At 54.6% G+C, this 23,274-nt stretch carries 21 protein-coding genes; 10 read left to right on the top strand and 11 right to left on the bottom strand.

What is annotated here, in order from left to right:
• Positions 1–34: 34 nt before the first annotated feature.
• From ABJ205_RS01235 to dusB, 4 genes are all read right to left on the bottom strand, one after another.
• Positions 35–2,236 carry an ATP-binding protein gene (locus tag ABJ205_RS01235; RefSeq protein WP_348157115.1) on the bottom strand — a complete coding sequence of 734 codons (2,202 nt, stop codon included), beginning with the start codon at positions 2,234–2,236 and terminating at the stop codon, positions 35–37.
• Positions 2,237–2,365: 129 nt separating this feature from the next.
• On the bottom strand, positions 2,366–3,799 hold the full coding sequence (gene ntrC, locus ABJ205_RS01230; protein ID WP_348157057.1) for a nitrogen regulation protein NR(I): 1,434 nt from the start codon (positions 3,797–3,799) through the stop codon (positions 2,366–2,368).
• Between the two features lie 20 nt (positions 3,800–3,819).
• Positions 3,820–4,914 carry an ATP-binding protein gene (locus tag ABJ205_RS01225; protein ID WP_348157054.1) on the bottom strand — a complete coding sequence of 365 codons (1,095 nt, stop codon included), beginning with the start codon at positions 4,912–4,914 and terminating at the stop codon, positions 3,820–3,822.
• A gap of 17 nt (positions 4,915–4,931) precedes the next feature.
• Positions 4,932–5,954 carry a tRNA dihydrouridine synthase DusB gene (dusB, locus tag ABJ205_RS01220; RefSeq protein WP_348157051.1) on the bottom strand — a complete coding sequence of 341 codons (1,023 nt, stop codon included), beginning with the start codon at positions 5,952–5,954 and terminating at the stop codon, positions 4,932–4,934.
• Between the two features lie 109 nt (positions 5,955–6,063).
• Between dusB and ABJ205_RS01215 the strand changes: the two genes are divergently transcribed.
• The 3 genes from ABJ205_RS01215 to ABJ205_RS01205 are packed head-to-tail and all read left to right on the top strand — an operon-like array spanning position 6,064 to position 8,370.
• Positions 6,064–7,251, top strand: a complete 1,188-nt coding sequence (locus ABJ205_RS01215; protein WP_348157049.1) for a bifunctional 2-C-methyl-D-erythritol 4-phosphate cytidylyltransferase/2-C-methyl-D-erythritol 2,4-cyclodiphosphate synthase — start codon at positions 6,064–6,066, stop codon at positions 7,249–7,251.
• On the top strand, positions 7,248–7,850 hold the full coding sequence (locus tag ABJ205_RS01210) for a hypothetical protein (protein ID WP_348157046.1): 603 nt from the start codon (positions 7,248–7,250) through the stop codon (positions 7,848–7,850). The genes ABJ205_RS01215 and ABJ205_RS01210 overlap by 4 nt, the downstream gene beginning before the upstream one ends.
• Positions 7,851–7,857: 7 nt before the next feature.
• Entirely contained in the window at positions 7,858–8,370 is a 513-nt protein-coding gene (locus tag ABJ205_RS01205) for a CinA family protein (protein ID WP_348157043.1), read from the top strand.
• On the opposite strand, the gene ABJ205_RS01200 is transcribed toward ABJ205_RS01205, so the two are convergent.
• From ABJ205_RS01200 to ABJ205_RS01190, 3 genes are read right to left on the bottom strand one after another with little or no spacing between them, the layout of a single operon-like run.
• The gene (locus tag ABJ205_RS01200) at positions 8,331–8,792 is read right to left on the bottom strand and encodes a type II toxin-antitoxin system RatA family toxin (protein WP_348157041.1); all 462 of its coding nucleotides are present in this window, start codon (positions 8,790–8,792) and stop codon (positions 8,331–8,333) included. The two genes, ABJ205_RS01205 and ABJ205_RS01200, sit on opposite strands and share 40 nt — an antisense overlap.
• Positions 8,792–9,745: a lipoyl synthase gene (gene lipA, locus ABJ205_RS01195; RefSeq protein ID WP_348157039.1), complete on the bottom strand. Its 954-nt coding sequence runs from the start codon at positions 9,743–9,745 to the stop codon at positions 8,792–8,794. The genes ABJ205_RS01200 and lipA overlap by 1 nt, the downstream gene beginning before the upstream one ends.
• 18 nt (positions 9,746–9,763) lie before the next feature.
• Positions 9,764–9,937, bottom strand: coding sequence for a hypothetical protein (locus ABJ205_RS01190; protein ID WP_348157036.1), 174 nt, complete (start codon positions 9,935–9,937; stop codon positions 9,764–9,766).
• A gap of 318 nt (positions 9,938–10,255) precedes the next feature.
• Between ABJ205_RS01190 and ABJ205_RS01185 the strand changes: the two genes are divergently transcribed.
• Complete coding sequence (locus ABJ205_RS01185) at positions 10,256–10,897, top strand: carbonic anhydrase (RefSeq protein ID WP_348157034.1); 642 nt, start codon at positions 10,256–10,258, stop codon at positions 10,895–10,897.
• Positions 10,898–10,986: 89 nt separating this feature from the next.
• Here the strand turns inward: ABJ205_RS01185 and ABJ205_RS01180 are convergent, their stop codons facing one another.
• Positions 10,987–12,357 (bottom strand): hypothetical protein, encoded by a 1,371-nt coding sequence (locus tag ABJ205_RS01180; protein ID WP_348157032.1) that lies wholly within the window; start codon positions 12,355–12,357, stop codon positions 10,987–10,989.
• Between the two features lie 394 nt (positions 12,358–12,751).
• Here ABJ205_RS01180 and gyrA point away from each other — a divergent pair, with 394 nt between their 5' ends.
• Together gyrA and ABJ205_RS01170 are read left to right on the top strand one after the other, a co-directional pair.
• Entirely contained in the window at positions 12,752–15,541 is a 2,790-nt protein-coding gene (gene gyrA, locus ABJ205_RS01175; RefSeq protein ID WP_348157029.1) for a DNA gyrase subunit A, read from the top strand.
• 53 nt (positions 15,542–15,594) lie between these two features.
• Positions 15,595–16,422 (top strand): TauD/TfdA family dioxygenase, encoded by an 828-nt coding sequence (locus ABJ205_RS01170; RefSeq protein ID WP_348157026.1) that lies wholly within the window; start codon positions 15,595–15,597, stop codon positions 16,420–16,422.
• Here the strand turns inward: ABJ205_RS01170 and ABJ205_RS01165 are convergent.
• On the bottom strand, positions 16,419–17,069 hold the full coding sequence (locus tag ABJ205_RS01165) for a lysoplasmalogenase (protein WP_348157024.1): 651 nt from the start codon (positions 17,067–17,069) through the stop codon (positions 16,419–16,421). The genes ABJ205_RS01170 and ABJ205_RS01165 overlap by 4 nt on opposite strands.
• A 64-nt stretch (positions 17,070–17,133) precedes the next feature.
• Between ABJ205_RS01165 and trmFO the strand changes: the two genes are divergently transcribed.
• Positions 17,134–18,519, top strand: a complete 1,386-nt coding sequence (gene trmFO, locus ABJ205_RS01160; protein WP_348157021.1) for a methylenetetrahydrofolate--tRNA-(uracil(54)-C(5))-methyltransferase (FADH(2)-oxidizing) TrmFO — start codon at positions 17,134–17,136, stop codon at positions 18,517–18,519.
• Here trmFO and ABJ205_RS01155 read toward each other — a convergent pair.
• Both ABJ205_RS01155 and ABJ205_RS01150 read right to left on the bottom strand, forming a co-directional pair.
• Positions 18,516–18,980, bottom strand: a complete 465-nt coding sequence (locus ABJ205_RS01155; RefSeq protein WP_348157018.1) for an EF-hand domain-containing protein — start codon at positions 18,978–18,980, stop codon at positions 18,516–18,518. The two genes, trmFO and ABJ205_RS01155, sit on opposite strands and share 4 nt — an antisense overlap.
• Before the next feature lie 42 nt (positions 18,981–19,022).
• Positions 19,023–19,688 (bottom strand): hypothetical protein, encoded by a 666-nt coding sequence (locus ABJ205_RS01150; RefSeq protein WP_348157017.1) that lies wholly within the window; start codon positions 19,686–19,688, stop codon positions 19,023–19,025.
• Between the two features lie 214 nt (positions 19,689–19,902).
• Here ABJ205_RS01150 and ABJ205_RS01145 point away from each other — a divergent pair, with 214 nt between their 5' ends.
• Genes ABJ205_RS01145 through ABJ205_RS01135 form a run of 3 tightly spaced genes read left to right on the top strand, consistent with a single transcriptional unit; the run spans position 19,903 to position 23,266 of the window.
• On the top strand, positions 19,903–21,969 hold the full coding sequence (locus tag ABJ205_RS01145) for a pilus assembly protein TadG-related protein (protein ID WP_348157014.1): 2,067 nt from the start codon (positions 19,903–19,905) through the stop codon (positions 21,967–21,969).
• Complete coding sequence (locus ABJ205_RS01140) at positions 21,966–22,568, top strand: TadE/TadG family type IV pilus assembly protein (protein ID WP_348157012.1); 603 nt, start codon at positions 21,966–21,968, stop codon at positions 22,566–22,568. Before ABJ205_RS01145 ends, ABJ205_RS01140 begins: the two co-directional genes overlap by 4 nt.
• Positions 22,565–23,266 (top strand): hypothetical protein, encoded by a 702-nt coding sequence (locus tag ABJ205_RS01135; RefSeq protein ID WP_348157009.1) that lies wholly within the window; start codon positions 22,565–22,567, stop codon positions 23,264–23,266. Before ABJ205_RS01140 ends, ABJ205_RS01135 begins: the two co-directional genes overlap by 4 nt.
• The last annotated feature ends 8 nt before the right edge of the window (positions 23,267–23,274 follow it).

The following is a 23,274-nucleotide window of genomic DNA, read 5'->3' as shown; positions in this document are numbered from 1 at the left end:
TTCAACAACTTATCTGCCAATTGAAAACGTGTTTTCATGATAGTTCGCCCTCCCCGTTGGATTCGGGCGCGCGGGCAAATCGCAAGGTGACACGCGTCCCTCCATTGCTGGCGCTTGCAAAACTCATGTCCCCGCCGTGTTCATCAACGATCTTATTCACGATAGCGAGACCTAACCCGGTCCCCTTTGCACGCGTGGTAACATACGGTTCAAGGATGCGTTCACGGTCGGTGGGAAGGCCAATGCCATTGTCTTCGACCATGATGGAGATACGGTCCCCGTCATCGCCCATAGTAACCGTGATTTGGCCGCGATAGTCAGGTTCCGCTTCATTCGCACGCGCTTCAACAGCTTCGACCGCGTTTTTGACAACATTGGTCATCGCCTGGCCTAATTGGTGTCGGTCGCAAGCAATTTCACGTTCTGAAAGATCGTCGGCTTTAACATCAAACGTAACGTTAGAATGCGCCACTTCTTGAAGGAAGACCGCCTGACGAACCAGATCAAGCGAGTCTTCTCGCCGAAAAACGGGTTTGGGCAGCCGTGCAAACGATGAAAACTCATCGACCATCTTACGAAGGCCTCCAACCTGACGAACGATCGTGCTTGTCAGCTCATCAAACAACTCACCCTCTTCATCTGCCACCTGTTTGCGATAACGTCTTTTGAGGCGTTCGGTTGCAAGTTGAATTGGGGTGAGCGGGTTCTTGATCTCATGCGCGATACGCCGTGCGACATCCGACCAGGCCGCTTGCCGTTGATCGAGCAACTGCCGCGTTATGTCCTCAAAAGTGATCACATAACCGCTGATCCCAGGGGCCATTGTAACAGCCAAGGTAAACAACTCGCCTTTGTTGGCATGACTGATGATTGAGCGTGCTTTGCCTTCGCGGATCATCTGTACGATCTCAGGCGAAAGCTCACCTAATGATTGCCCTTCGGGATTGGCGATTTCATCTTCACAAAAGAGCCGCTGTGCCGTGCCATTCATAAGAAGGACGCGCATATCATCATCAACCGAGATAACCCCCGCAGTGACCGTCTGAAGTACGGCCTCCATAAAGGCTCGGCGTTCGTCGATTTGGTGGTTTGCGCTTACCAAAGCATCGGTTTGCTTTTCGAGCTGTGATGTCATGCGGTTAAATGCGCGGTTAAGGAGGCCTATCTCATCGGCTCCAGTGCGGCCCTCCACACGCAGAGAGAAATTGCCCCGCCCTACCTTGTTAGCAGCGCCGATAAGCTCGGTCAGTGGCTGAACCTGTCTGTCGGCAAACCTCAATGCGAACCAAACGGCAAGTCCCACCAAAAGAAGGCTCATTGCAACAAGTGCGATATTGAAGCGCAGTTGAAGCGTTCTCGCCTCGCTTGTCAGGGTTTCGTATGCTGTCCCGATGGCCTGGGCCCGCTCCCAATCGTTGAACATCCTCTCTTCGGTGGTGCGTGCGTTATAGAGATATATCCCACTTTCGCGATCGATTGGCGCGATAGCAGCAATGCGTTCCTCGCTGCCTTCGACGACAACAAAGTCGCCCTTATCAAGTTGGGGAAGGGCCGCAGTGCTAAACGCTAATGGGCTGTTGTCCTCCATCAGGTTCAAAATGGCTGCTGTGCGCAAGGTTCCATCTTCAAGGCGCTGAAGAATGGCGCTTTCACTGATTTCCCGTCCTTGAGCCTGAAAGGCGTAAAAGTCAGGAAAATCGGGGTCGCTAATGGGCAAGCGCCGCAATATTTCACCCATATCGACAGCCATCGTGATGGTGTGCTCCTGCACATCACGTTGGTTCGCATCGTAATAACTTTGAGCAAGTCCGTTTGCGTTCTCAAGCAGCCCCCGAGATTCATCGGAAAACCAGAAAGCAACACCTGTCTGAAACAAAAACGCTGCGAAGCCCGCGACCAACAATGTCGGAACTGCGGCCACCATTGAGAAGAAGAACACCAATCGCACGTGCAGCCGAGCCGTGCTGCCTGCCGCTCTCTCAAGCGCGACGCGCCGGCCAATAAAGACCAGTATTGCCATTGCAGGCACAAGGATCGACACAAGCAGGATCGAAACTTGCAATGCCGGTAGAGCGCCAGCATCCTCGGGCGTATTCATGTAGGCAAGGTAATTGGCCGCACCGGCCAAAATCAGAGCGGCTAAAGAAAGCCACTCAAACGCACGGAACGCGTTTGTCCGCCTTAAAAATACGTTGAGTTCGCGCCACCAACGCGGCGATTGGCGGGCGCCCCGCATTGCTGGGGCGCTGCCATCACTGCGCGCGCCTTGCAGTCCGATTGCTGTTTCACCGTCCATTGACGCTGTGTTACAACTACACTGTTGCATTTGCGCAAGCTAAAAGTGACATTTTTGCCGCAAACTGCGCTAGAGCGGTCTTGTATAGCGATCAGGTTCTATCAAAAGCTCGGTAATGCGTTTGCGCAATGTGTTGCGATTGATCCCAAGCAATTTGGCTGCTCGCAATTGATTGCCACCCGTCTGGCGAAGCGCATATTCAATAAGCGGTTTCTCAAAGGCCGAAAGTGCACTGCCATAAACTGTCCCATGGGGCGGGTCTTGGCGCAGAAGCCATTTCTCCAACGATGCGGCTATGCCTGCATCTGGGTGGCCGCCGTCATCGTCAGGAGTGAAGATCGTACGCTCTTCACCAAGGTGACTGATCAATATCTCATCATCAATTTCATCTTTGCGGCTCATGACAGCAAGGCGATAAACCGCGTTACGCAGTTCGCGCACATTGCCGCGCCAATGCCGCTGGGCAAGCGTTTGAAATCCCTCTGGAGTGAATGTTCTGGCTGGCAGCCCCTCTTCTGCGGCTTGTGCAAGGAAATGGCGGGCCAATACCTCGATATCTTCGCGTCGCTCGCGCAAGGGCGGCAATTCGATGGGAACGACATTTAAGCGGTAGAACAAATCCTCACGGAAACGACCCGCTTCGATCAGCGGTAAGAGATCGCGGTTTGTTGCAGCGATAATTCGCACATCAACCGCGATTTCCTGTCGTCCCCCTACCCTGCGCACGCGGCCCGATTGAAGAGCGCGAAGCAAGCGCGTTTGCGCCTCAGGCGGCATATCCCCGATTTCATCGAGGAACAAAGTACCGCCATTGGCTTGCTCAAACTTACCAATCGCTTGTGTGATCGCGCCGGTAAAGGCGCCCTTTTCATGACCAAACAGCTCGCTTTCGACGAGGTCTTGTGGGATCGCCGCGGTGTTGACCGCGACAAAAGGCCCCGTTCTGCGGCTCCCCAATTGGTGAATGGCCTCAGCGACAAGTTCTTTACCGGTCCCGCTTTCTCCGGTGACAAGCACGGTGAGATCATTGCGCAAGACACGGGCGATCATCCTGTAAACGCCTTGCATCGCAGGGCTGCGACCAACCAGAGGCATCCCGTCACCATCGCTATCTGGTGCAAGCGCGCTCAGGCTTTCCTTACGGCTGTCGGCCGCTTGTCGGACTGCACGCACAAGTTCATCCAGATCGAACGGTTTTGGGAAGTACTCAAAGGCATCTTTGTCGCTGGCACGCACAGCCGTATCGAGCGTGTTTTGCGCAGATAATACAATGACCGGCATGTCGGGCGCAGCACTACGGACATCGTCTAAGCTTTTCAGGCCATCGCCGTCTTCCAACATGACGTCGGTAAGCATCACCCCAAATTCCCGAGCCTTCAAATGCTCATCGCGCTTTGCAATCGATGAACAATGCGAGATTTCAAAGCCTTCATCTTCAAGCGCAGCAGTGATCACCGTCGCAATCGCGCTGTCATCTTCGACTAGGAGAATTGATCGTGCCATCGTGCCCTTAGCCTTCTGACTTAGCGTGACTTATTGCTGGCCATTGGAAGGTGGACGCGAAACCGCGTCAGCCCCCGTTTGACGTCGCGTTCATGGTTAACTGAACCGTTCATATCGTGCACCAGCTTTCGCACGAGCGAGAGGCCAAGCCCTTGCCCTGATTTCTTGGAGGAAACAAAGGGTTCAAAAATATGGTCGCGCATGGCCCGGTCCACACCGGGGCCGTTGTCACTGATTGTGATCTCAATCGGCAGCCGCACCGCTCTGCCAAAGCGAATGGCGCTAAAAGCAAGGCCGCTGACGAACCTCGTACGCACGGTCACCTGCCCTTGGCCGGTGCTGCTAACCGCGTCGCGTGCATTTGAAATAAGGTTGATGAGGACCTGCTCCAAAGCATCCCGATTGGCGATCACATGAGGCAAAGAGGGATCGAATTCCTCAATAATCTCTACCTTTGCTTTGTTCGCTGCTCTGACGGTCGCAATGGCTGAGCGGATGGCCTCGTGCGGGTTACATGGTTCCCCTGTTTCCGCACTGCGTGCACCCAATTGTTGCATTCGATCAATCAGGCGGACGATGCGGTCAACCTCGTCGGTGATCATATTCGCAAGCTTTATGTCTGCTCCGGAAAGCTTGCGTGCGGCCAATTGCGCTGCCCCTCGGATGGCCGCCAAAGGATTTTTGATCTCATGAGCAAGGATCGAAGGTGCACCCATAGAGGAGGCTATTTCTTCGTCATTGCCTGTTTCATCGTGTCCGACTTCCGAAAGGGTGATGACACGCCATCCAGCGTGACTGACGAGCGGAGACACGGTTAGATTCACGCGTTTCTCTGTCTCTCCGGTGGAGATCAGGACTTCTCGCGCAACAAGCGCGGCATCAGCTGTGCTCAGACGATGTTCAACACGCGGGTCGATCGGTCCGATCACTTCAAGGAAGTTCTGCCCAAGCAGCCGCTTTGCACCTCTACCAAGCATGGTTTCGGCGGCTTGGTTCACTTCGGCAATCTGCAAAGAAGGATCGACCAGCAAGAGAGCAAACAACAGACCAGCAATCTGCTCTGCGCTTGCCGGTCTGGCCGGATCAAAATTGGACAGATCAGAAGGCTGCGCCATGGGCCGGGCTGCTCTTATCAAGCAGCTTTGGCTGTGCGGCCAAGAAACGGCTCATAAAACCGCTCAATTTCGCCCAGAACTTCATCGGGATTATCGATAAAATTGGCTTTGTTTCTAAAGTCGGCGGAACCGTGCATGCCCTTGGTATACCAACCTAAATGCTTGCGGGCGATCTTGGTCCCGACATCGCGGCCATAGTGATCAAGCATCCGGTGATAATGCTCTACCAGAACGGAATATTGTTCATCAAAATTGGGTGTTGGAATGACTTCACCCGTGCGCCACCAACGCATAATTTGACCCAAAAGCCATGGTTTTCCATAGGCCCCCCGCCCGATCATAAGGCCATCCGCCCCGGATTGTTCAAGCGCCTGAGCCGCATCATCAATCGTGCAAATATCGCCGTTCACAATCACCGGAATGGAAACGGCGTCTTTGACCTTTTGGACGAACGACCAATCCGCGTTGCCTTTGTACATTTGGTTTCGTGTGCGGCCATGGACGGTTATCATTTTGACACCCAAATCCTCAGCAATGCGCGCCATTTCCGGTGCGTTGAGGCTTTGATGATCCCATCCCATACGCATCTTCACAGTGACAGGTACATTGACGGCTTTTACCGTTTCTTCCATCAGTTTGGTTGCTGTGGGCACCTCGCGCATCAGCGCAGAGCCAGCGAGTTGGCCTACGACTTTGCGCACGGGGCATCCAAAATTGATGTCGATAATCGCTGCACCATTGCCCTCTTGCAGCTTAGCGGCCTCACCCATGGAAGCCGGGTCACAGCCAACCAGCTGCATCGAGACGGGTTCTTCGGTCTTATCCCATTCCGTTTTCTGCAGCGATTGACGCGTTTCGCGGATCGCGGCTTCACTCGCAACCATCTCCGTTACATTTAGCCCTGATCCATAACGCCGGACCAAGGTTCGAAACGGCATGTCCGTGACGCCTGTCATTGGCGCCAGCAGAACGGGTTCATCAATCGTCACTGGACCGATCTGAATCGGCTTTTGCGGAAGTGGGGCGGGAATGTGTGACATGATTGTAAGGTGCGCTGCCTAATGTAGGGCTCAAAAGAGGTGCTTAAATTTTGTGCAGCGCATAGTGGATTGCTAAAGAGGCGTCCAGACCTTAAGCGCTGTCCCCTATATGGTTCGCACCTCACCCCTACCCCCATTTGGCGCATTGATAGTTGCAGCTGGCCGAGGGGAAAGAGCGGGCGGGACCACTCCCAAACAATATCGTGATTTTCGCGGCATCCCCGTTATCCGTCACTCGGTCCAAACCTTGCTTGAAGCTGGTGCACAACCCTTGATCGTGGTGATTGCTGCGGGGGCAAAGGCCCATGCAATGACCGCATTGTCCGGGCTTGAAGGATACAAACTCGTCGAAGGCGGGGCGAGCAGGCAGGCCTCTGTTCGTGCGGGACTTGAGGCGATGAAAACCATGGATGATGCCCCAGAGCGCGTTTTAATACATGACGCCGCACGGCCTGATTTGCCCCGCTCTGTAATCAATCGGCTGCTCGATGCTCTCGACCGCCATCCTGGCGCAATCCCCACCCTGCCAGTTGTCGATAGTCTGGCAATTGCGAGCAGTAATGACACGATGGCCGGTTCCGCCGCGCGCGAAACTTTGCGCCGCGTCCAGACTCCGCAAGCATTCAGATTTGCCGACATATTTTTGGCGCACACGAACTGGGATGGTGCCAGCGATGCAGGCGATGATGCGCAGGTGCTTTGCACGATGGCAAAAGACAGCAGCGGTTCAGTCGCGCTCGTCCAAGGGGATGAGCGGTTGAAGAAAATTACATTTGCGGAAGATCTAATGAACGCATCGATCATGTCGCCCATGCGAGTAGGCCAAGGTTACGATGTTCATCGCCTTCAAGAAGGAGAGGAACTGTGGCTTGGTGGGATCAAGATTGAGCACACTCACGGCCTCGCCGGGCATTCTGATGCTGATGTTGCGCTTCACGCAATTACAGATGCGGTCCTAGGCGGTATTAGTGGGGGCGATATCGGCACGCACTTCCCCCCAAGCGACCTGCAATGGAAGGGTGCACGATCCGGCCAATTCTTAGAGCATGCCGTGAAGCTAGCGCGGCAAAAGGGGTATGCGCTTGGCAATATCGATCTCACAATTATTTGCGAGGCTCCGAAGATTGGGCCGCACCGGGCGGCGATGCGCGCGCAAGTTGGGCGCCTAACAGGACTTGACCAAAACGAAGTTAGTATCAAAGCCACCACGACCGAAAAGCTCGGGTTTACTGGTCGCGGCGAAGGGATTGCTGCGCAGGCTATCGTGTCACTATTCCTACAGGAGACCTTGCTATGAAGACAAAGATCGCCAGCGTTGCCTTAGCCCTGACCGCGCTTACCTCCGGACAGACGGTCTCGGCGCAGCAAGCCTGCGTCGAAGCGGCCGACTTGGGCGACGCCATCACCTATGCAATGCCTATGCTATATGAAACGATTCAGGGTCCGTGCTCGTCGATCTTTGCCGAAAGCGCGTTCATGACCAATGAAGCGGACGCGTTTCTCGATCAATTTCGTGAGCAGCAAGATGCATCATGGCCAGGTACCCTGCGCCTGCTGAAGGTGTTTATGGCAGCCCAAGACAGTGAAAGCACTGGCGAAGACGCCTTTGTCGCCGCAATTGCGCAGATGCCCGAAGAATCGCTTCGCCCCCTTGTTGATGTGATTATCGGGCAAATGTTGAACGAACGTATAGCAAGCAGGATCAAGGTCAGCACATGCTCCGACATTGCCGAAGCGATGCAACTGGTCGCGCCTTTGCCGCGCGAGAACATCACCGGCCTTGCGACGTTCATTGCCAAGCGGGCGGACCTTAAGAATCCTACGATTTGCGGCGTAGCGAATAATGGGAATGAAGCGTTGCAGACCTCCTCCCCGCTCCCACCAGTTGTAAAATGAGCAACCCATGAGCAATTACCTGCTTGAAGACGAAATTGGCGAACTTGCCGCACGCGTGGTGCAAGAAAATACCAAGGCGGCTCGCACGGTCGCCACCGCAGAAAGCTGCACTGGCGGCCTTGTGGCTGGTGCAATCACCGAAATAGCAGGCTCATCAGCGGTGCTCGACCGGGGGTTTGTGACCTATTCCAACGAAGCCAAAATGGAAATGTTGGGTGTTGCGCAAGACATCATAGAAACGTTCGGCGCAGTCTCAATCGCCTGTGTTTGGTCCATGGCCCAAGGCGCGTTGGAGCGTTCCAATGCGGACGTTGCAGTGGCGATAAGCGGTGTTGCAGGGCCAGGAGGCGGAACCCAGCTTAAACCTGTTGGTACCGTCGTATTCGCACGGGCATACCGCAACCAAGATGGTGAACCCGAAGGTGAACTGAAGGTTTTTGAAGGCGGCGAGGGACCAGATGGACGAGCCGCTGTTAGGCGTCAGGCGACGTTATGTGCGCTGGAATTGTTACTGCCGTAAAGTTCGCCCGCCCGGGTTTCGAATGCCGCGACCATTTTTCGGAATGCTCGATCAAAGTATTGCCCAGCAAGCGCTTGAAACACGCGGTTCTTAAACTCAAAATCGACCGCAAAGTCGATCTCGCAATTGGTTTCGTCAATGGCGCGAAAAGTCCACACATTGTCGAGGTCCGATAAGGGACCGTCCACATAATGCACCGCAATTTCCAAAGGCCGGCGCTTTAATACTCGCGAGGTAAACGTCTCGCGTATTGACTTAAAACCAACCACCATATCCGCCAGCATCTCTTTCTCGTTATCAGAGCGAACGCGAGTCGCGATGACCCAAGGCAGAAACTCGCGGTAGCGCGCAACGTCCGCGACAAGGTCGAACATCTGTTCTGCGCTGTACGGCAGCTTTCGGGTTTCTCGAATCCCAACCATTAAAGTGTGATACGGTCTGGCTTGCGAGATTTCTGTAATTTCTCTTCGCGGGCCTTTTTCATCACTGCAAAGTCTTCGCCTGCGTGATAGCTGGAGCGGGTGAGCGGGCTGGATGCAACCTGCAAAAAGCCTTTGGCTCGGCCGATTGTTCCGTAGGCCTTGAATGCTTTGGGCGTCACAAACTCTTCAACCTTGGCGTGCTTTGGCGTTGGTTGAAGATATTGCCCCATAGTCATGAAATCGACTTCGGCAGAACGCATATCATCCATCACTTGGTGCACTTCCAAGCGCTCCTCGCCAAGGCCCAGCATAATGCCCGATTTGGTGAAGATCAGAGGGTTATGCGCCTTAACTTCTTCAAGTAGGCGCAGAGACGCATAATACCGCGCGCCGGGCCGGATCGTTGGGTAAAGGCGCGGCACGGTTTCCAGATTGTGATTGTATACGTCTGGACCCGCTTCGCAGATCGCCTCAACAGCTGCGCGCATTTTGCCGCGGAAATCGGGGGTGAGTATCTCAATCGTTGTGGAGGGCGTATTGCGGCGCAGCGCCTCGATCACTTTTACAAACTGCCCTGCCCCGCCATCTGGCAAATCATCGCGATCAACGCTGGTGATGACAATGTGTTCAAGACCCATTTTCGCAGCAGCAACGGCCGTGTTCTCCGGTTCCATCGGATCAACCGCACGCGGCATGCCCGTTTTCACATTACAAAATGCGCATGCCCTTGTGCAAACATCACCCAAGATCATGACTGTTGCATGCTTTTTGGACCAGCACTCACCAATATTAGGGCACGCTGCCTCTTCACAAACTGTGTTGAGGTTAAGTTCACGCATCAACTTGCGTGTCTCGTGATAGCCCTTGCTCACTGGTGCGCGTACGCGAATCCAATCAGGTTTGCGTTGACGCAGGGGCCGTTCGCCTTCTGGAGCGTTTGAAAGGTCGTTCATGGTCGCCCATTTAGGCGCCTAACCCAAACCCTGCAAGCCGCCTCGACCATAGGCCGCGTAACCTAGACGATATTTTTGAAGCACTAAGTCATGACAAGCATTCGTATAGCCGCACCAATCGGGTATCGAGGCCGTTAATGTGATCGAATCAGCAATCCAGACTTTCACCTCTCCGGTGGTCTTTTTCTTCATGCTAGGGCTGTTTGCCGCTCTCGTGCGATCTGACCTTGCGATCTCCGAACGCATTGCAAAGGCAGGGTCACAGTATGGACGACCCCTCCCGTTAGCAGCGCAAAGGACGCGAAGGCGTGTGGCGCGATGAGAGCGTGTTGCGGACTGATAAGGTTTTGTCCGCACAATCGCTGCGAAAGAAACGGCACAGGCCCTTGCCCAAGAGCTTGCATCTATGCTTACAAATTTTGGCTTTCTCCTGAACATGTGGGATGTTCAGCTTGTCCGCGGTGAGAGGTTCGATTAAACTTCGCCACCTGCATATCGAAGGAATGGGACGTGCCGGAATATACCAAGCTGCTTGATGGCTATCGCCGGTTTCGCGAGGATACATATCCTCGGCAAAAAGCGCGGTTTGATAAAACCGTGGCCGAAGGTCAGCGTCCAAAGCTGATGATTATTGGGTGCTCAGACAGCCGAGTGGACCCTGCACAGATATTTGACGTTGACCCTGGTGACATCTTTGTTGTGCGTAATGTTGCTGCACTTGTCCCACCATTTGAGATGTCTCCAGGCCAACACGGTGTGTCTGCCGCCGTCGAATTTGCGGTCCAAATGCTAGAAGTGCGCCAGGTATTGGTATTGGGCCACGGCAAATGCGGCGGATGCCACGCAGCTCTAACGCAGTCGCTAAACAAAGCAGATCCTGGCGAGGGTGCGTTTGTCGCCAATTGGGTCGACCTTCTTAGCGAAGCGCGCGAACCCGTGGCTCGCAAATACGGGACAACCGGCCGCAAAGCAGAGTTGGCGATGGAATTTGCGGCGATCCGGGCCAGTCTCAAGAACCTTCGGACATTTCCGTGGGTGGCTGAAAAGGAGGCCTCTGGCCTGCTCAAGCTACGCGGCGCGCACTTTTCCATAGCCGAAGGTATGCTCTATTCCCTGGATGAAGAAACCGGAGAGTTTCTGCCCGAGGATTAACATACGGCCAAACTTGACCACTCACGAAAAAGGGGGCGCTTGGAATGAAAACCAAGCGCCTCCTCTTACTATATAGGTCTGGGTTGCGACTATTCAGTCGTACCTGCGGTTGCAGGAGCCGGGGCCGGCACGGCTGTCGCAGTGGTCGGTGTTTGCGCAATCAGTTGATCCGTGTAAGCGCTCCAAAGCATCGCAATCGGACTACGGGTTCCCGTGACACGGCCAAATGTTGCGCGCGCAGCGGTGTAGTCGCCCATCCCGACTTGGGAGATCGCAAGGCGGGTGAGCACTGTATTGGTCTCGACTCCCGGTGTATTCAGAGCACGCTCATAGAAACGGGCAGCTTTCCCATATTGGTCGTAGCTTAGGAAAGCATCGCCAGCGGCAACAACAGTGCGAAGTCCAGCGCTCGTCGCCATCGCGTCGCGCTCAAGAGCGGGCAGATCCGACCGATCTGCAGCGATACGGCGATCGGCAATCTCTAAGGATTCCGAGATGAAAAGATTGCTCTCTCTGATAACACCGGATGCCTTACCCTCGCCAATCACCGCCTTTACTTCATTTGGCAAACGCCGTGCGTCTGCAACGTCGACGTAATAGTCGTAGTCAGCTTCATCGATAAGCGCACCTGCGCGCCGCGAAAGGCGGAACAAGTCCAAGATTTCTGCAGGCTGGAAATCACTCAAGTTACGCGCAATATTCGCCGCGTCGCGCCAGTTTGTAGCGCTTGGATAATCATTCAGCCACATTCCCGCGAGTTGATACACTGCTGGCGAAATTTCGTTTTCATAAGCCACCGTGAGCCCGCGACGATACCAACTTTCATCCACGGCGAGGCCTTGACCCTTTTGGGTCGCGACGGCCTGGCGCAAGTATTCAAAGCCAGCATCATACTCACCGGCGCTAAAGAAGCTCTCCATCATCGTAACACGAAGTCCCGACGCAGTGATTCCTTCAGTCGTAAAGTTCTTTTCGATCGCGATTTGTAGATAAGTGCGCGCCTTTGGCAATTGGCCCAATTGGTCCGCGAGTTGATAGGCAATAAAGTTATATCTGCCCTGGTTTTCAGCCGGAAGCTGCCCGCTCGAAATCATAAACTCCATGCCGCTCAGCTGAAGCGCTTTATCTTGCAGCGTTGTGCCGGTATTATAGATCATTTGCCCGCCAGCGAGCTTCTCATCACTTGTGTTCAGCACGCCAGAAAGGCCCTCAAGCCTAGCTTCTACACCCGTAAGATCTGGGTTTTCGCTCTTCAAAAGTTCCTCAAGAGGCAAATATATCTCGCGGAATTCGGTAGAATAGCCGCCACCGTCATTTTCATCTTTTTCCTTATCCCGATCGCGGCGCTGTGCGCCTGCTTCGGCAGGGAAGACTGCTGTCGCAACAACTGCGCCGCCGGTTGCCAATGCAATGGCAAGAGCAAGCGAAGAGGTGCGTTTGCGTGAGAGAAGTGTGATCATTCTTATTGCACTCCAACAAAGTGATTGGTCCGCCCGCAAAATTGCAATGAGTTGCGAACTGGAAATGTCTCAGCGTGTAAATCGCTCTGCACTGGCCAATGGACGAGCGCGAGCATTATTGCAATTTTGAACTAGCAAAAATGGGCTGAATGGCATTTGAATAGAGGCACCTTGAGCCCTTCACTACAGGCAAATTTTACCCATTGTTACACCTCTTGGGGCGCCATTCCAAAAATTGATGACCATGCTCCACGAACCAATTGACAAACCAAGTGTGGAAAAAGCCAGAATGTCACGGCAATGGATGGTTTCGTGTGTGGCGGAAGAGCCAATGAACGCCTAGGTTGGCAGCCTCAAGAATTTCCGAATTTTAGCAACAAAAGGCTCACATGTTTTGAGCGACGACAACGATACTCTCGAACCCCAAGCTCCCGTCCCGGCGAACGAATATGAACGCATCGATATCGTCGATGAGATGAAGACGAGCTATCTCGATTACGCGATGAGCGTGATCGTTAGCCGCGCCCTTCCCGACGTTCGCGATGGTTTGAAGCCTGTTCACCGCCGGATATTATACGCCTCCAAAGTCGGGAACTTTGTCGCTGGGCGTCCATATGTGAAGTCGGCGAAGATCGTTGGCGATGTGATGGGTGATTTTCACCCACACGGCGATAGCGCAATTTATGATGCCCTCGCCCGTTTGACACAGCCATGGTCGATGCGCGTTCCCTTGATCGATGGTCAAGGTAACTTTGGTTCGATGGACCCTGATCCGCCCGCATCGATGCGGTACACAGAAGCGCGGCTTGCTCGGGTAACGGATACGCTGCTTGATGACCTCGATAAGGACACAATCGATTTCGTCGACAATTATGATGGCCGTAAGAAAGAGCCATCGGTCCTTCCTGCCCGTTTCCCGAACCTGCTCGTCAATGGCGCAGGCGGTATTGCGGTGGGTATGGCGACCAATGTGCCGCCGCATAACCTTGGTGAGGTTATCGACGGTTGTTTTGCCTTTATGGACAATCCGGCGATCACTTCGGAAGAGTTGATCGAATATATCCCGGGCCCAGATTTCCCTACTGCTCCTTTGATCCTTGGGACCAGCGGCGCGAAAGCAGCCTACACCACCGGCCGCGGTTCGATCCTGATGCGTTGCCGTCACGAGATCGAGACGCGCAAGGGCGACCGGGAAAGCATCGTCTTCACCTCGATCCCCTATCAGGTTGGTAAAGCGGGTCTGGTTGAGAAGATCGCCGACGCTGCGAAAGAAAAGCGGATCGAAGGCATTTCCGACATTCGCGACGAAAGTTCGCGAAACGGTGTGCGCGTTGTCATCGACCTTAAGCGGGATGCGACGGCTGAGGTGGTGTTGAACCAAATTTGGCGTCACACCCCTGCACAATCCAGCTTCCCTGCGAACATGCTGGCAATCCGCGGTGGGCGTCCTGAAACGCTTATGCTGCGCGACTTCATCCAAGCCTTTATTGCTTTTCGTGAAGAAGTCATCACCCGCCGCACCAAGTTTGAGCTAAACCGTGCCCGCGAACGCGCGCATATCTTGCTCGGCCTTGTGGTTGCGGTTTCGAACCTTGATGAGATCGTGGCGATTATTCGCGGTGCGCCTAATCCGGCGACTGCGCGTGAGCGCTTGCTCGTTAAAGAATGGCCGATTGGCGATATTGCGCAATATATCCGCCTAGTTGAAGCGATTGAACCGAGCGCCGACCAAGAAGGCGGAACCTATCGCCTATCGGTACGTCAGGTAAAAGCGATCCTTGATCTGCGCCTCCACCGCCTCACTGCATTGGGCCGTGATGAAATAGGTGATGAGCTTAAAGAGCTTGCCGATAGGATCGAAGAATATCTCGCTATCCTTGCAGACCGTGTGAAGCTTTATGAGGTGATGCGCGAGGAGCTCGAGGAAATTCGCGCGACCTATGCAACGCCGCGCGTCTCGGAGATTGCGCCTGCATGGGATGGTCTTGATGATGAAGACCTGATTGAGCGCGACGATATGGTCGTGACGGTCACACTTGATGGCTATATCAAACGCACGCCTCTCTCGACTTTCCGCGCGCAAAATCGCGGCGGTAAAGGGCGCGCTGGCATGTCCACCAAGGACGAGGATGCCATCGCCGAAATGTTCGTGACTTCCACGCACAATCCGGTGTTGTTCTTCTCAACCGCAGGCAAAGTGTACCGGATCAAAGTGTGGAAGCTGCCCGAAGGCGGCCCGACCACCCGCGGCCGCCCGATTATCAACCTGCTTCCCGCATTGGATGATGGTGAGACAATCCAAACCGTGCTTCCCCTTCCCGAAGATGAGGAAACATGGGGCGCGCTTTCCGTGGTCTTTGCCACGGCCAAGGGGAACGTGCGCCGCAACTCCATGGATGCGTTCAGCAATATTCCATCGAACGGTAAGTTTGCCATGCGGTTCGACCCCAATAGTGACGGGAGCGAAAGCGATGATCACCTGATCGGTGTCCGCCTTGTCGAAACGGGCGATGATGTCATGCTTGCCTCCAAAACCGGCAAGGCCATTCGCTTTGCCGCTGAAGATGTGCGCGAGTTCACCTCTCGCACCTCGACCGGTGTGCGCGGGATGAAGCTTGCTGAGGGCAATCAAGTCGTCTCGCTCTCCACCTTGGGTGCCACGGGCACCACTGCGGAAGAGCGTGAGCAATACCTCAAATTCGCGCCATATAAGGGCGATAAAGAGGGCGCACCTGAGATGACGCCAGAGCGTTTCGCCGAGCTTGAAGAGATGGAGCAATTCATCCTCACCGTGTGCGCCAATGGCTATGGTAAGGTTTCAAGCTCCTACGAATATCGCAAGACGGGCCGCGGCGGTCAGGGTGTTGTCAACATCGACAATATCGAACGTAACGGACCAGTGGTGGCGAGTTTTGTTGTGGGCAAAGGCGATCAGCTGATGCTTGTCACCGATCAGGCAAAGCTTATCCGCATGGGTCTCGACAGCTTGCGCATTCTTGGCCGCAACACAGCGGGCGTTTGCCTGTTCAATGTTGGCAAGAATGAGCATGTCGTCTCTGCCGTGAAGATTGATGAGACTGAGGAACCGGAAAACGAGGGTGAAGAAGCCGTCGTTGAGGAGATGGTTGAACGTCGCGGCGGCGGGGACGAAACCTCTCCTGAAGGCCCCGCCGAAGCAGAGTGACCTTGCGCTAAATGCACCCTCCCCCTAGCCTCTGATGCCAAGGGAGAGGACACATGATCATCGAACCATCGGGTCAAGCCTGCGGGGCGACGGTGCGCGGCGCCGATTTGGCGGGTGAGCTTTCGCCCTCATTCATGGCCGACATTCAATCGGCATGGCTTGAGCACAAAGTGCTAGCCTTTGCGGATCAGCGGATGGATGATGATGCGCTCGAACGGTTCAGCCTTGCCATGGGCGAGTTCGGCGATGACCCCTTCTTCGATCCGATAGAGGGCCGCAAAAACATCGCCGCGATTCAGCGAGAGGCGGGCGAGAAATCGCCGCTGTTTGCCGAACAATGGCACTCGGACTGGAGCTTTATGGAAAAGCCTCCCAAAGCCACATGCCTGATGGCCGTGGAAATTCCGCCCATCGGCGGCGACACGATGTTCTGCGATCAGGCGGCGGCCTTTGCGGCAATGCCCGAGGCGCGCAAAGAGGAACTAAGGCAAATCAAAGCGGTGCATTCCGCACGCCGCGGCTATGCGCCCGATGGTCTATATGGCGAGGGTGACAAAGACCGCAGCATGGCGATCCGCCCCGGCGAAGCAGCCATGGCCACCTACACCCACCCCCTCATCAAACCGCACCCTGAAACCGGAGAGGACGTGCTGTTCTGCTCGATCAGCTACACCATCGGTTTTGAAGGCATGGATGAGGCGGCGGCAACGGTGCTGTTGTTAGAGCTTCACCAATGGTGTGAGCAGGAGCAATTCCATTACCGCCACAAATGGGAGCCGGGTATGTTGGTGATGTGGGACAATCGGTCCCTCAATCACAAGGCGACGGGCGGGTATGAAGGCCACCGGCGCGAACTGCACCGGACCACGATTGCCGCTTAACCGACAGGCTTTTCACCGCGCAAGGTTTGAACAACGCCGGTTGCAATCATCAATTGCCCGGCAAAGTAGAGCGGCCAGATGAGTAAATCGGGCACCACTCCTAGGTCATATGGCCCCATTCGGCTGAAGATCAGCCAATCACTGGCCACAAACAGAACGGCGCCAATTCCCACACGGTAACGCGGGAAACGGCTTGTCCAAGCAGCCCCCGCCATCGCGCCAAGAGTGATCGCGTAAACGCCAATAAGCGAATCACCGCTCAGCACATAAGAGAATGCCGGCGCCGCAACGACCAATGTGAACCCCAGCAGGTTCTGGCTCAGCGTTGGATGTTCACGCCGGTTTCGCAGATAAAGCGCAACTGCCACCAAATGGGAAACCGCGAACAGCCCCCCGCCCACTTCGAACCAGAGTTCCAAGGCCATATCGGCAAGCGCAGAGAATGCGAGAGCGACCGCAAGGATCACCCCGTCCACGCCTGGCGCACGGCGAAGGGCATAGATGGCAAGAAAGCCGACCCCTGCGCCTTTTAGCAAGATCAACCAAACGCCCCCAATTGGGTTGTCTTGTAAAAAGTAATAGGCAAACGCGGCAATCACCCCGACTAAAAGCCAAGGTCGATGCTCTAAAAGCGCGCGTTTAGTCATTGGTGCCATCCCCTATCATCGAACATGCTTGAAGGCGGGGTAGCACGCGTCTAGGTCGCCCACCATGACCACGCATACAAACACTCACGATGTCCACATTATTGGCGGCGGGCTTGCCGGATCAGAGGCCGCATGGCAGCTGGCCAATCGCGGCGTAAAGGTCCGCCTTTCTGAGATGCGCGGGTCGGGTGAGATGACGCCCGCCCACGAGACGGATGGCTTGGCAGAGCTGGTATGCTCCAATTCGTTTCGCTCTGACGATGATACGAAGAACGCGGTGGGCCTGCTCCATCATGAAATGCGCGAGCTGAACTCTATCGTCATGCGCGCAGGCGAAGTGGCCCGCGTGCCAGCAGGAAGCGCAATGGCGGTGGACCGCGATGTGTTCTCAGCCGAAGTCGAGAAGGCTCTGAACGAGCATCCCAATGTGGAGATCATGCGTGAGCGGGTTGATCAATTGCCAGACGCTGGTCTGACGATTGTCGCAACTGGGCCTCTCACTGCGCAAAAACTAGCTGAGAGCATTATCGGCACCACCGGCCAAGAACGCCTTGCTTTCTTTGATGCGATTGCCCCTATTGTGCACCGTGACAGCATTGATATGTCCAAATGCTGGATCCAATCGCGCTGGAACAAGGCGACGGCCGCCTCCAATGAAGAGGGTGATTACATCAATTGCCCGATGACAAAGGAGCAATACATCGCCTTTCACCAAGGATTGATGGACGGCGAAAAGGGTGAGTTTCAAGAGTGGGAAAAGGACACGCCCTATTTCGATGGCTGTATGCCAATCGAAGTTATGGCCGAACGCGGGGTTGAGACGCTGCGTTATGGCCCGATGAAGGGTGTGGGGCTCGACAACCCTTTCGACACAAATGAGGAATTTCCCCAAGGACGCTGGCCTTATGCCGTTGTTCAGCTGCGCCAGGACAACAAGCTTGGCACGCTTTGGAACATGGTCGGTTTTCAGACCAAGATGAAATATGACGCGCAGGTCGAACTGTTCCGCACCATTCCGGGCCTTGAGAATGCCGAGTTTGCGCGGCTCGGCGGGCTCCACCGCAATACCTTCCTCAATTCACCCGAAGTGCTCGACCGGCAGCTGCGTTTGAAAGCGGCGCCGCATATCCGCTTTGCCGGACAAGTGACAGGCTGCGAAGGCTATGTCGAAAGCTCTGCGATCGGCCTTGTTTCTGGAATGATGACGGCTTGCGAATTGGCAGGTGAAGAGTGGTCTCCCCTTCCCGCAACCACCGCATTGGGCGCGCTGCTTAGCCACATAACGGGCGATGCAGATGCAACGACGTTCCAGCCAATGAATGTGAACTTTGGCCTCTTCCCGCCTCTTCATGAGGTGAAGAAGAAGCAGCGCAAAGAAGCCTACACCTCGCGAGCCAAAGCCGACCTACAAGCATGGATTAGCGCGACGCACGAAGCCGTGCCTGCTTAACAACGGCAAGCTGGCTGCCGCCTTGGTTTGGGTGCAGAAGTCGCAAATTCCGCAGCGGTCAGCTCAAGATCACCATCGCCGTCCATCTCCGCAAAGCGGTCGGAGGTGCGCACGGCCCACTCTTCAAAAGTCAGCAGATTGTTGCCGTCTTTATCAAGCTTGCGGAACGCATCTGCACGCGTGGAAAGCATCTCATTGCGGGTAATCTTGCGGTCGCGGTTGCGGTCATAGCGGAAAAACCGGCGCTCTTCGCGGGTCAACTCAGATGCTTCGGGAGGAGCGGGACCAACCATTTCACCCGGATCGGTTTCGGGCAGAGCATTGGGATCAATTTCAACAATCTCTTCGGGTTCGGGCGGCGGCGGGGCATTGGCTTCAACCTGCGCGCGGCCTTGCCACCAGAATACGCCTACTCCGGCAAAGACAAGCCCTAATAACACCCCAAGTACAGTCTGACGCATTGCGATCCCTTTCATGCCTCACAATTTACAGCGTACATAGTATTACCGTCTGAAGATAGCCGCTCTTATTGCTGTGACAGAAGCGCCGCGGCCTTCCATTAAGGGGCGCCCGCCATTTTTGAGAGCTCGGTGCGCGATGGCACCAAGGACAGCAAGGCCGCGATCAGGTTTGGGCAAGCGATCAATGATTGGCTCATGCCGAAGCCCTAGCTCTACAAACATCGCCCGTTCTGTATCGTCAGTTATATTTGCTGCAACATCTGCACAGGTCCACCACCATGCAGGTTGAGCGTAGGTGCCGTGTTTGGCTTCGGGGCCGGCGTATTTATCAAAAGCCGCCATGAGAGTATCGCGCCGTCCCTCAAGGAAGAACAGCGCGTCATCCTCTCTCAACGGCGGCTCGGCGAGAAGTCTCTCCCAACCTTCTACAAGTTTGATCAGATATCCCTCGCGCCCAGCCCAACATTGGCCAATCGCCTCCAACACTGCGTCACCATTGGGACGTTCATCAATCGGCTTTGCCAAGGTTTCGCGCCACCATGTCAGGCGCATTTGACCCAACATCGGTTCATTGGTGCCCGCCACAATGCGCGCCAATCGCAAATCGAGGTCAAAGAAAATCCTTAACGCATCACGGTAGTCAGAACTCGCATAAGCCAAAGCAAGCTGAATTTCGGGCGGCAATATGTCTGTTGAGGGCGGGGTCATCGCAGTCACGCATAGGGGGCGAGACTGCCGATTTGTCAAGCCGGTGCCCTCAAAGGTGTAAGGTGACGACAAAGGTTAAGGCCGACCCCAACTTTCAATATCTTGTTAACCACCTTACTTCGCAAACTGCTTACCAGCGGTGGTCTAAAGCCTGTTCCAATAGATAAATTTTGCGCTTCTGCGCCCGTAAATCGATCACGAAGGACACCGGCAAATGAGCCAGCAAGATCTAAAAAGCATGTCGTTCTTTCGCAGACTAGCGAAAGATGCGACCGCCAATACGCTCGCGATTTCTGCTGCATCTCTAGTGCCTGTGATGGCAATGATTGGGGGCGGAGTTGATGCGAGCCGCTACTACATGGCTGAATCGCGCCTTCAAGCGGCGTGTGATGCGGGCGCATTGGCTGCGCGGCGCGCGATGGCTGGAAATAACTTCAGTCAATCGGCCCATGGTACTATTGGCGACAACTTCTTCGTCAACAATTTCGCCACCGGTCAGTTTGGTACAACCAACCTGACACAAAGCTATTCCGGCACAAACGACGGCGAAGTGTTAGGGTCGGCCGACGCCAAGTTGCCAACAACAATCATGGGAGCCTTTGGCTTCGAAGAGTTCGATCTCAACGTCACTTGTCAGGCCGATATCAATATCTCCGACACCGATGTAATGATGGTGCTCGATATCACCGGTTCGATGCGCAACAGGGCTGACGGCTCATCATGCGGTTCGTCATGCTCGGATTCTCGTATCGACAACCTGCGTTCGGCGGTGGAATCGTTCTACACGATCGTCGATCAGACCACTTCTGATGGTGCTCAGGTTAGATATGGCTTTGTACCATATGCCGCAGAGGTCAATTTACGTGACGTTATGCAACCGCAATGGATGGCCGATACCTTTACTTACTCGACACGGCGAGGGTTGGGCAATATCGGCACGGTGCTTTCGCAAACTAATACCAGCACTAGCATTGAGCGGACCGGCGGGGCGATTTCGGGAAGCTTTACGCGGTTAAGTGGTCTTGAGAACGTTGAGGCTTTCGTTCCGTCCATTGATGATTGTCGTGACATCTTCTTCGATCCACCGGACGGCCCGCCAACGAACAACAACAGATATGTAAGGCACGATCTAGACGATCTGACTCTCGTATCGGATACGATCAATAACGGTGTCCGTGTCAGGGAATACACTGGCCCAGTGACGTTTTTGGCTCTCTCAGCGAGTAACGGAACATACAATAGCGGCTCAGATCGTTGTAATATGTTCTTCTTCCGAGATGAGTATCTTGCAGAGGCAACGGTCACAATCACCGATGAAGAGGAACGGGCGTTCGTATGGGAATATGGCCGCCTCCCCGTTGATGTGGCGGGTGCCTATGGTGGTCCGGTGACGACGAATACAGGCCACGAATTTGCCAACGAAACACACAATTGGAATGGTTGTATTCTTCACAATACAATCGACAATAACATTGATCCGGGTGATTTCGACCCCATCCCCGCAGGTGCGCATGACATCAACATCGATCTCGTGCCGAGTAGCGATGATGAGAAATGGGGGCCTTCTCTCCCAAGCCTCGTTCGTATGCGGTATCCCGATGGGCTCAGCAGTTCTCATGCGAACTGGCAGCTCGCCAATCTAGAATCGGAAGAGGACAAGCCGACAATCGGATCGTTCTCGGAATGCCCAACAGTCCGCGCACAAAAACTCAGGGAGGTTAGCTCTCTCAGCGAGATCACAACCTATTTGTCTGAGGCAAACGGGTTCAAACCTGGCGGCACCACCATCCACAATGTTGGATTGTTGTGGGGTGGCCGCATGATTTCACCAGATGGCATATTTGCCTCTGAAAATGCGGCTGCACCAGGTGGAAACGCAATTTCACGTCATCTGATCTTTATGACCGACGGTGAGATGACCGCGCAAGTCTTCGCTGATTCGGCTTATGGCCCGCACCAACTGGACCAAAAGATCAGGCCCGATTCTGACAGGTCGTTTGGCACAGTGAACGGAAACGGCAATGTGAGTACAACCGCCGTTGCGCGCCATAATGCGCGTCTCCAAGCGATTTGCACTGCGATTAGGAACAAGAACATCACGCTGTGGGTTGTTGCTTTTGGTGAAACTTTCACGGACTCATCAGGCGATCCCATTGTGCCGCCTAACCTGTTGCAATGTGCGACCCCCGGCCGTGCCTTCGCGGCAGCCAACAGCAGCCAACTCGAAGACCGTTTCGAGGAAATCGCCAAGACCATCGCCGCTCTGAGGTTGACCAAATGATCAAACGACCATTCTTCCACGCGCTCTTGCGCGATCAGACGGGCGCAACACTCACCGAGTTTGCGATTATTGCTCCGGTTCTAATGATCCTGGTTATGGGGGTCTTTGATGCCGGTCATACCCAATACAGTAACGCGCTACTTAATGGCGTAATGCAAAAAGCAGGCCGCGACCTGACTTTGCAAACTGCGTTTCAAAACGAAGCCGCTATCGACGCTGCAGTGCGCAATCAGATCGGCAATGTTCTTCCAGGTGACGCAACCGTTCAATTGAACAAACTCTCACACTTTGAGTTTGAAGATATCGGTGAAGAAGAAGAGTACGATGACATCAACGCGGACGGACTCTGTAACAACGGAGAACCCTTTGTGGACTATAACAACAATGGGCAGTGGGATGCCAACCGCGGCTTTGATGGGATCGGCGGTGCACGTGATGCGGTGTTGTTCACCGCGATAGTTAGATATGACCGTCTCTTCCCAGTAGCCAACCTAATCGGCCTGTCTGACCAAGTTGAAATCCGAGCATCGACTGTGCTGCGGAACCAACCATTTGACGAACAGGCCGTTTTAGAAGCGCCGGAAGGAAATTGCGTGTGACGTATTCTGCTTCAAAACCTGCCAAATGGCTCGGATCAGCAGCGCGTTCAATGCGCAAGCTTCGCAAGGATAACTCTGCTGTTGCATTTGTAGAGTTTGCCCTATCCGCTCCGCTTGTGCTTAGCTTGGGCCTGCTTGGTGTTGAGACCGCCAATTACGCAATTACCCATATGCAAATCAGCCAGATTGCGATGCAAGTAGCCGATAACGCAGCACGCGTGGGTGAAACGCAATTAGCAGCAAAAGTTGTCTTCGAAGACGATATAACTGGCACGCTAGTAGGGGCCGAGCGATTAGGCGAACGGTTTGATATCTTTGAACGTGGGCGGATTGTTATCTCAAGCCTGCAACAGAATTCCGATGGTGGGCAATGGATTGCATGGCAGCGTTGCCGCGGTGCGAAGCAGTTTGATTCGCAGTATGGCACCGAAGGAACCGGGGCAAGCGGGACGAGCTTTCCTGGCATGGGGCGGCCCGGGCAAGTGGTGACGGCTAGTTCTGGGACAGCCGTCATGTATGTAGAGGTCGCATATACCTATGAATCAATAACGCCCTTTGAAATCTTCGCTAGCGAAGAAATGGGATATTCTGCCGCATTCAACATTCGCGACACACGCGATCTTACAGGACTAAGGCAACGACCTGTTGCTGTGCCCGTTGCCGACTGCGACCTGTACTCCGCAGACCGCGCGGTCTAGTAAGAAGG

This window comes from Erythrobacter sp., assembly GCF_039988855.1.
Classification (GTDB): Bacteria; Pseudomonadota; Alphaproteobacteria; order Sphingomonadales; family Sphingomonadaceae; genus Erythrobacter.
The sequence above is the reverse complement of the archived record's forward strand: the minus strand, read 5'-3'. Positions and strand labels throughout refer to the sequence as shown.

What these genes read in the sequence shown, in the direction of transcription:
- ABJ205_RS01140 (WP_348157012.1), top strand. Translation starts at nt 21,966, where the DNA reads ATGATCAAACGACCATTCTTCCACGCGCTCTTGCGCGATCAGACGGGC.
- ABJ205_RS01150 (WP_348157017.1), bottom strand. Translation starts at nt 19,688, where the DNA reads ATGACCCCGCCCTCAACAGACATATTGCCGCCCGAAATTCAGCTTGCT.
- ABJ205_RS01190 (WP_348157036.1), bottom strand. Translation starts at nt 9,937, where the DNA reads ATGAAGAAAAAGACCACCGGAGAGGTGAAAGTCTGGATTGCTGATTCG.
- ABJ205_RS01155 (WP_348157018.1), bottom strand. Translation starts at nt 18,980, where the DNA reads ATGCGTCAGACTGTACTTGGGGTGTTATTAGGGCTTGTCTTTGCCGGA.
- ABJ205_RS01215 (WP_348157049.1), top strand. Translation starts at nt 6,064, where the DNA reads ATGGTTCGCACCTCACCCCTACCCCCATTTGGCGCATTGATAGTTGCA.
- ABJ205_RS01145 (WP_348157014.1), top strand. Translation starts at nt 19,903, where the DNA reads ATGAGCCAGCAAGATCTAAAAAGCATGTCGTTCTTTCGCAGACTAGCG.
- trmFO (WP_348157021.1), top strand. Translation starts at nt 17,134, where the DNA reads ATGACCACGCATACAAACACTCACGATGTCCACATTATTGGCGGCGGG.
- ABJ205_RS01200 (WP_348157041.1), bottom strand. Translation starts at nt 8,792, where the DNA reads ATGGTTGGGATTCGAGAAACCCGAAAGCTGCCGTACAGCGCAGAACAG.
- ABJ205_RS01210 (WP_348157046.1), top strand. Translation starts at nt 7,248, where the DNA reads ATGAAGACAAAGATCGCCAGCGTTGCCTTAGCCCTGACCGCGCTTACC.
- lipA (WP_348157039.1), bottom strand. Translation starts at nt 9,745, where the DNA reads ATGAACGACCTTTCAAACGCTCCAGAAGGCGAACGGCCCCTGCGTCAA.
- ABJ205_RS01225 (WP_348157054.1), bottom strand. Translation starts at nt 4,914, where the DNA reads ATGGCGCAGCCTTCTGATCTGTCCAATTTTGATCCGGCCAGACCGGCA.
- ABJ205_RS01235 (WP_348157115.1), bottom strand. Translation starts at nt 2,236, where the DNA reads ATGCGGGGCGCCCGCCAATCGCCGCGTTGGTGGCGCGAACTCAACGTA.
- ntrC (WP_348157057.1), bottom strand. Translation starts at nt 3,799, where the DNA reads ATGGCACGATCAATTCTCCTAGTCGAAGATGACAGCGCGATTGCGACG.
- ABJ205_RS01205 (WP_348157043.1), top strand. Translation starts at nt 7,858, where the DNA reads ATGAGCAATTACCTGCTTGAAGACGAAATTGGCGAACTTGCCGCACGC.
- ABJ205_RS01180 (WP_348157032.1), bottom strand. Translation starts at nt 12,357, where the DNA reads ATGATCACACTTCTCTCACGCAAACGCACCTCTTCGCTTGCTCTTGCC.
- dusB (WP_348157051.1), bottom strand. Translation starts at nt 5,954, where the DNA reads ATGTCACACATTCCCGCCCCACTTCCGCAAAAGCCGATTCAGATCGGT.
- ABJ205_RS01165 (WP_348157024.1), bottom strand. Translation starts at nt 17,069, where the DNA reads ATGACTAAACGCGCGCTTTTAGAGCATCGACCTTGGCTTTTAGTCGGG.
- ABJ205_RS01170 (WP_348157026.1), top strand. Translation starts at nt 15,595, where the DNA reads ATGATCATCGAACCATCGGGTCAAGCCTGCGGGGCGACGGTGCGCGGC.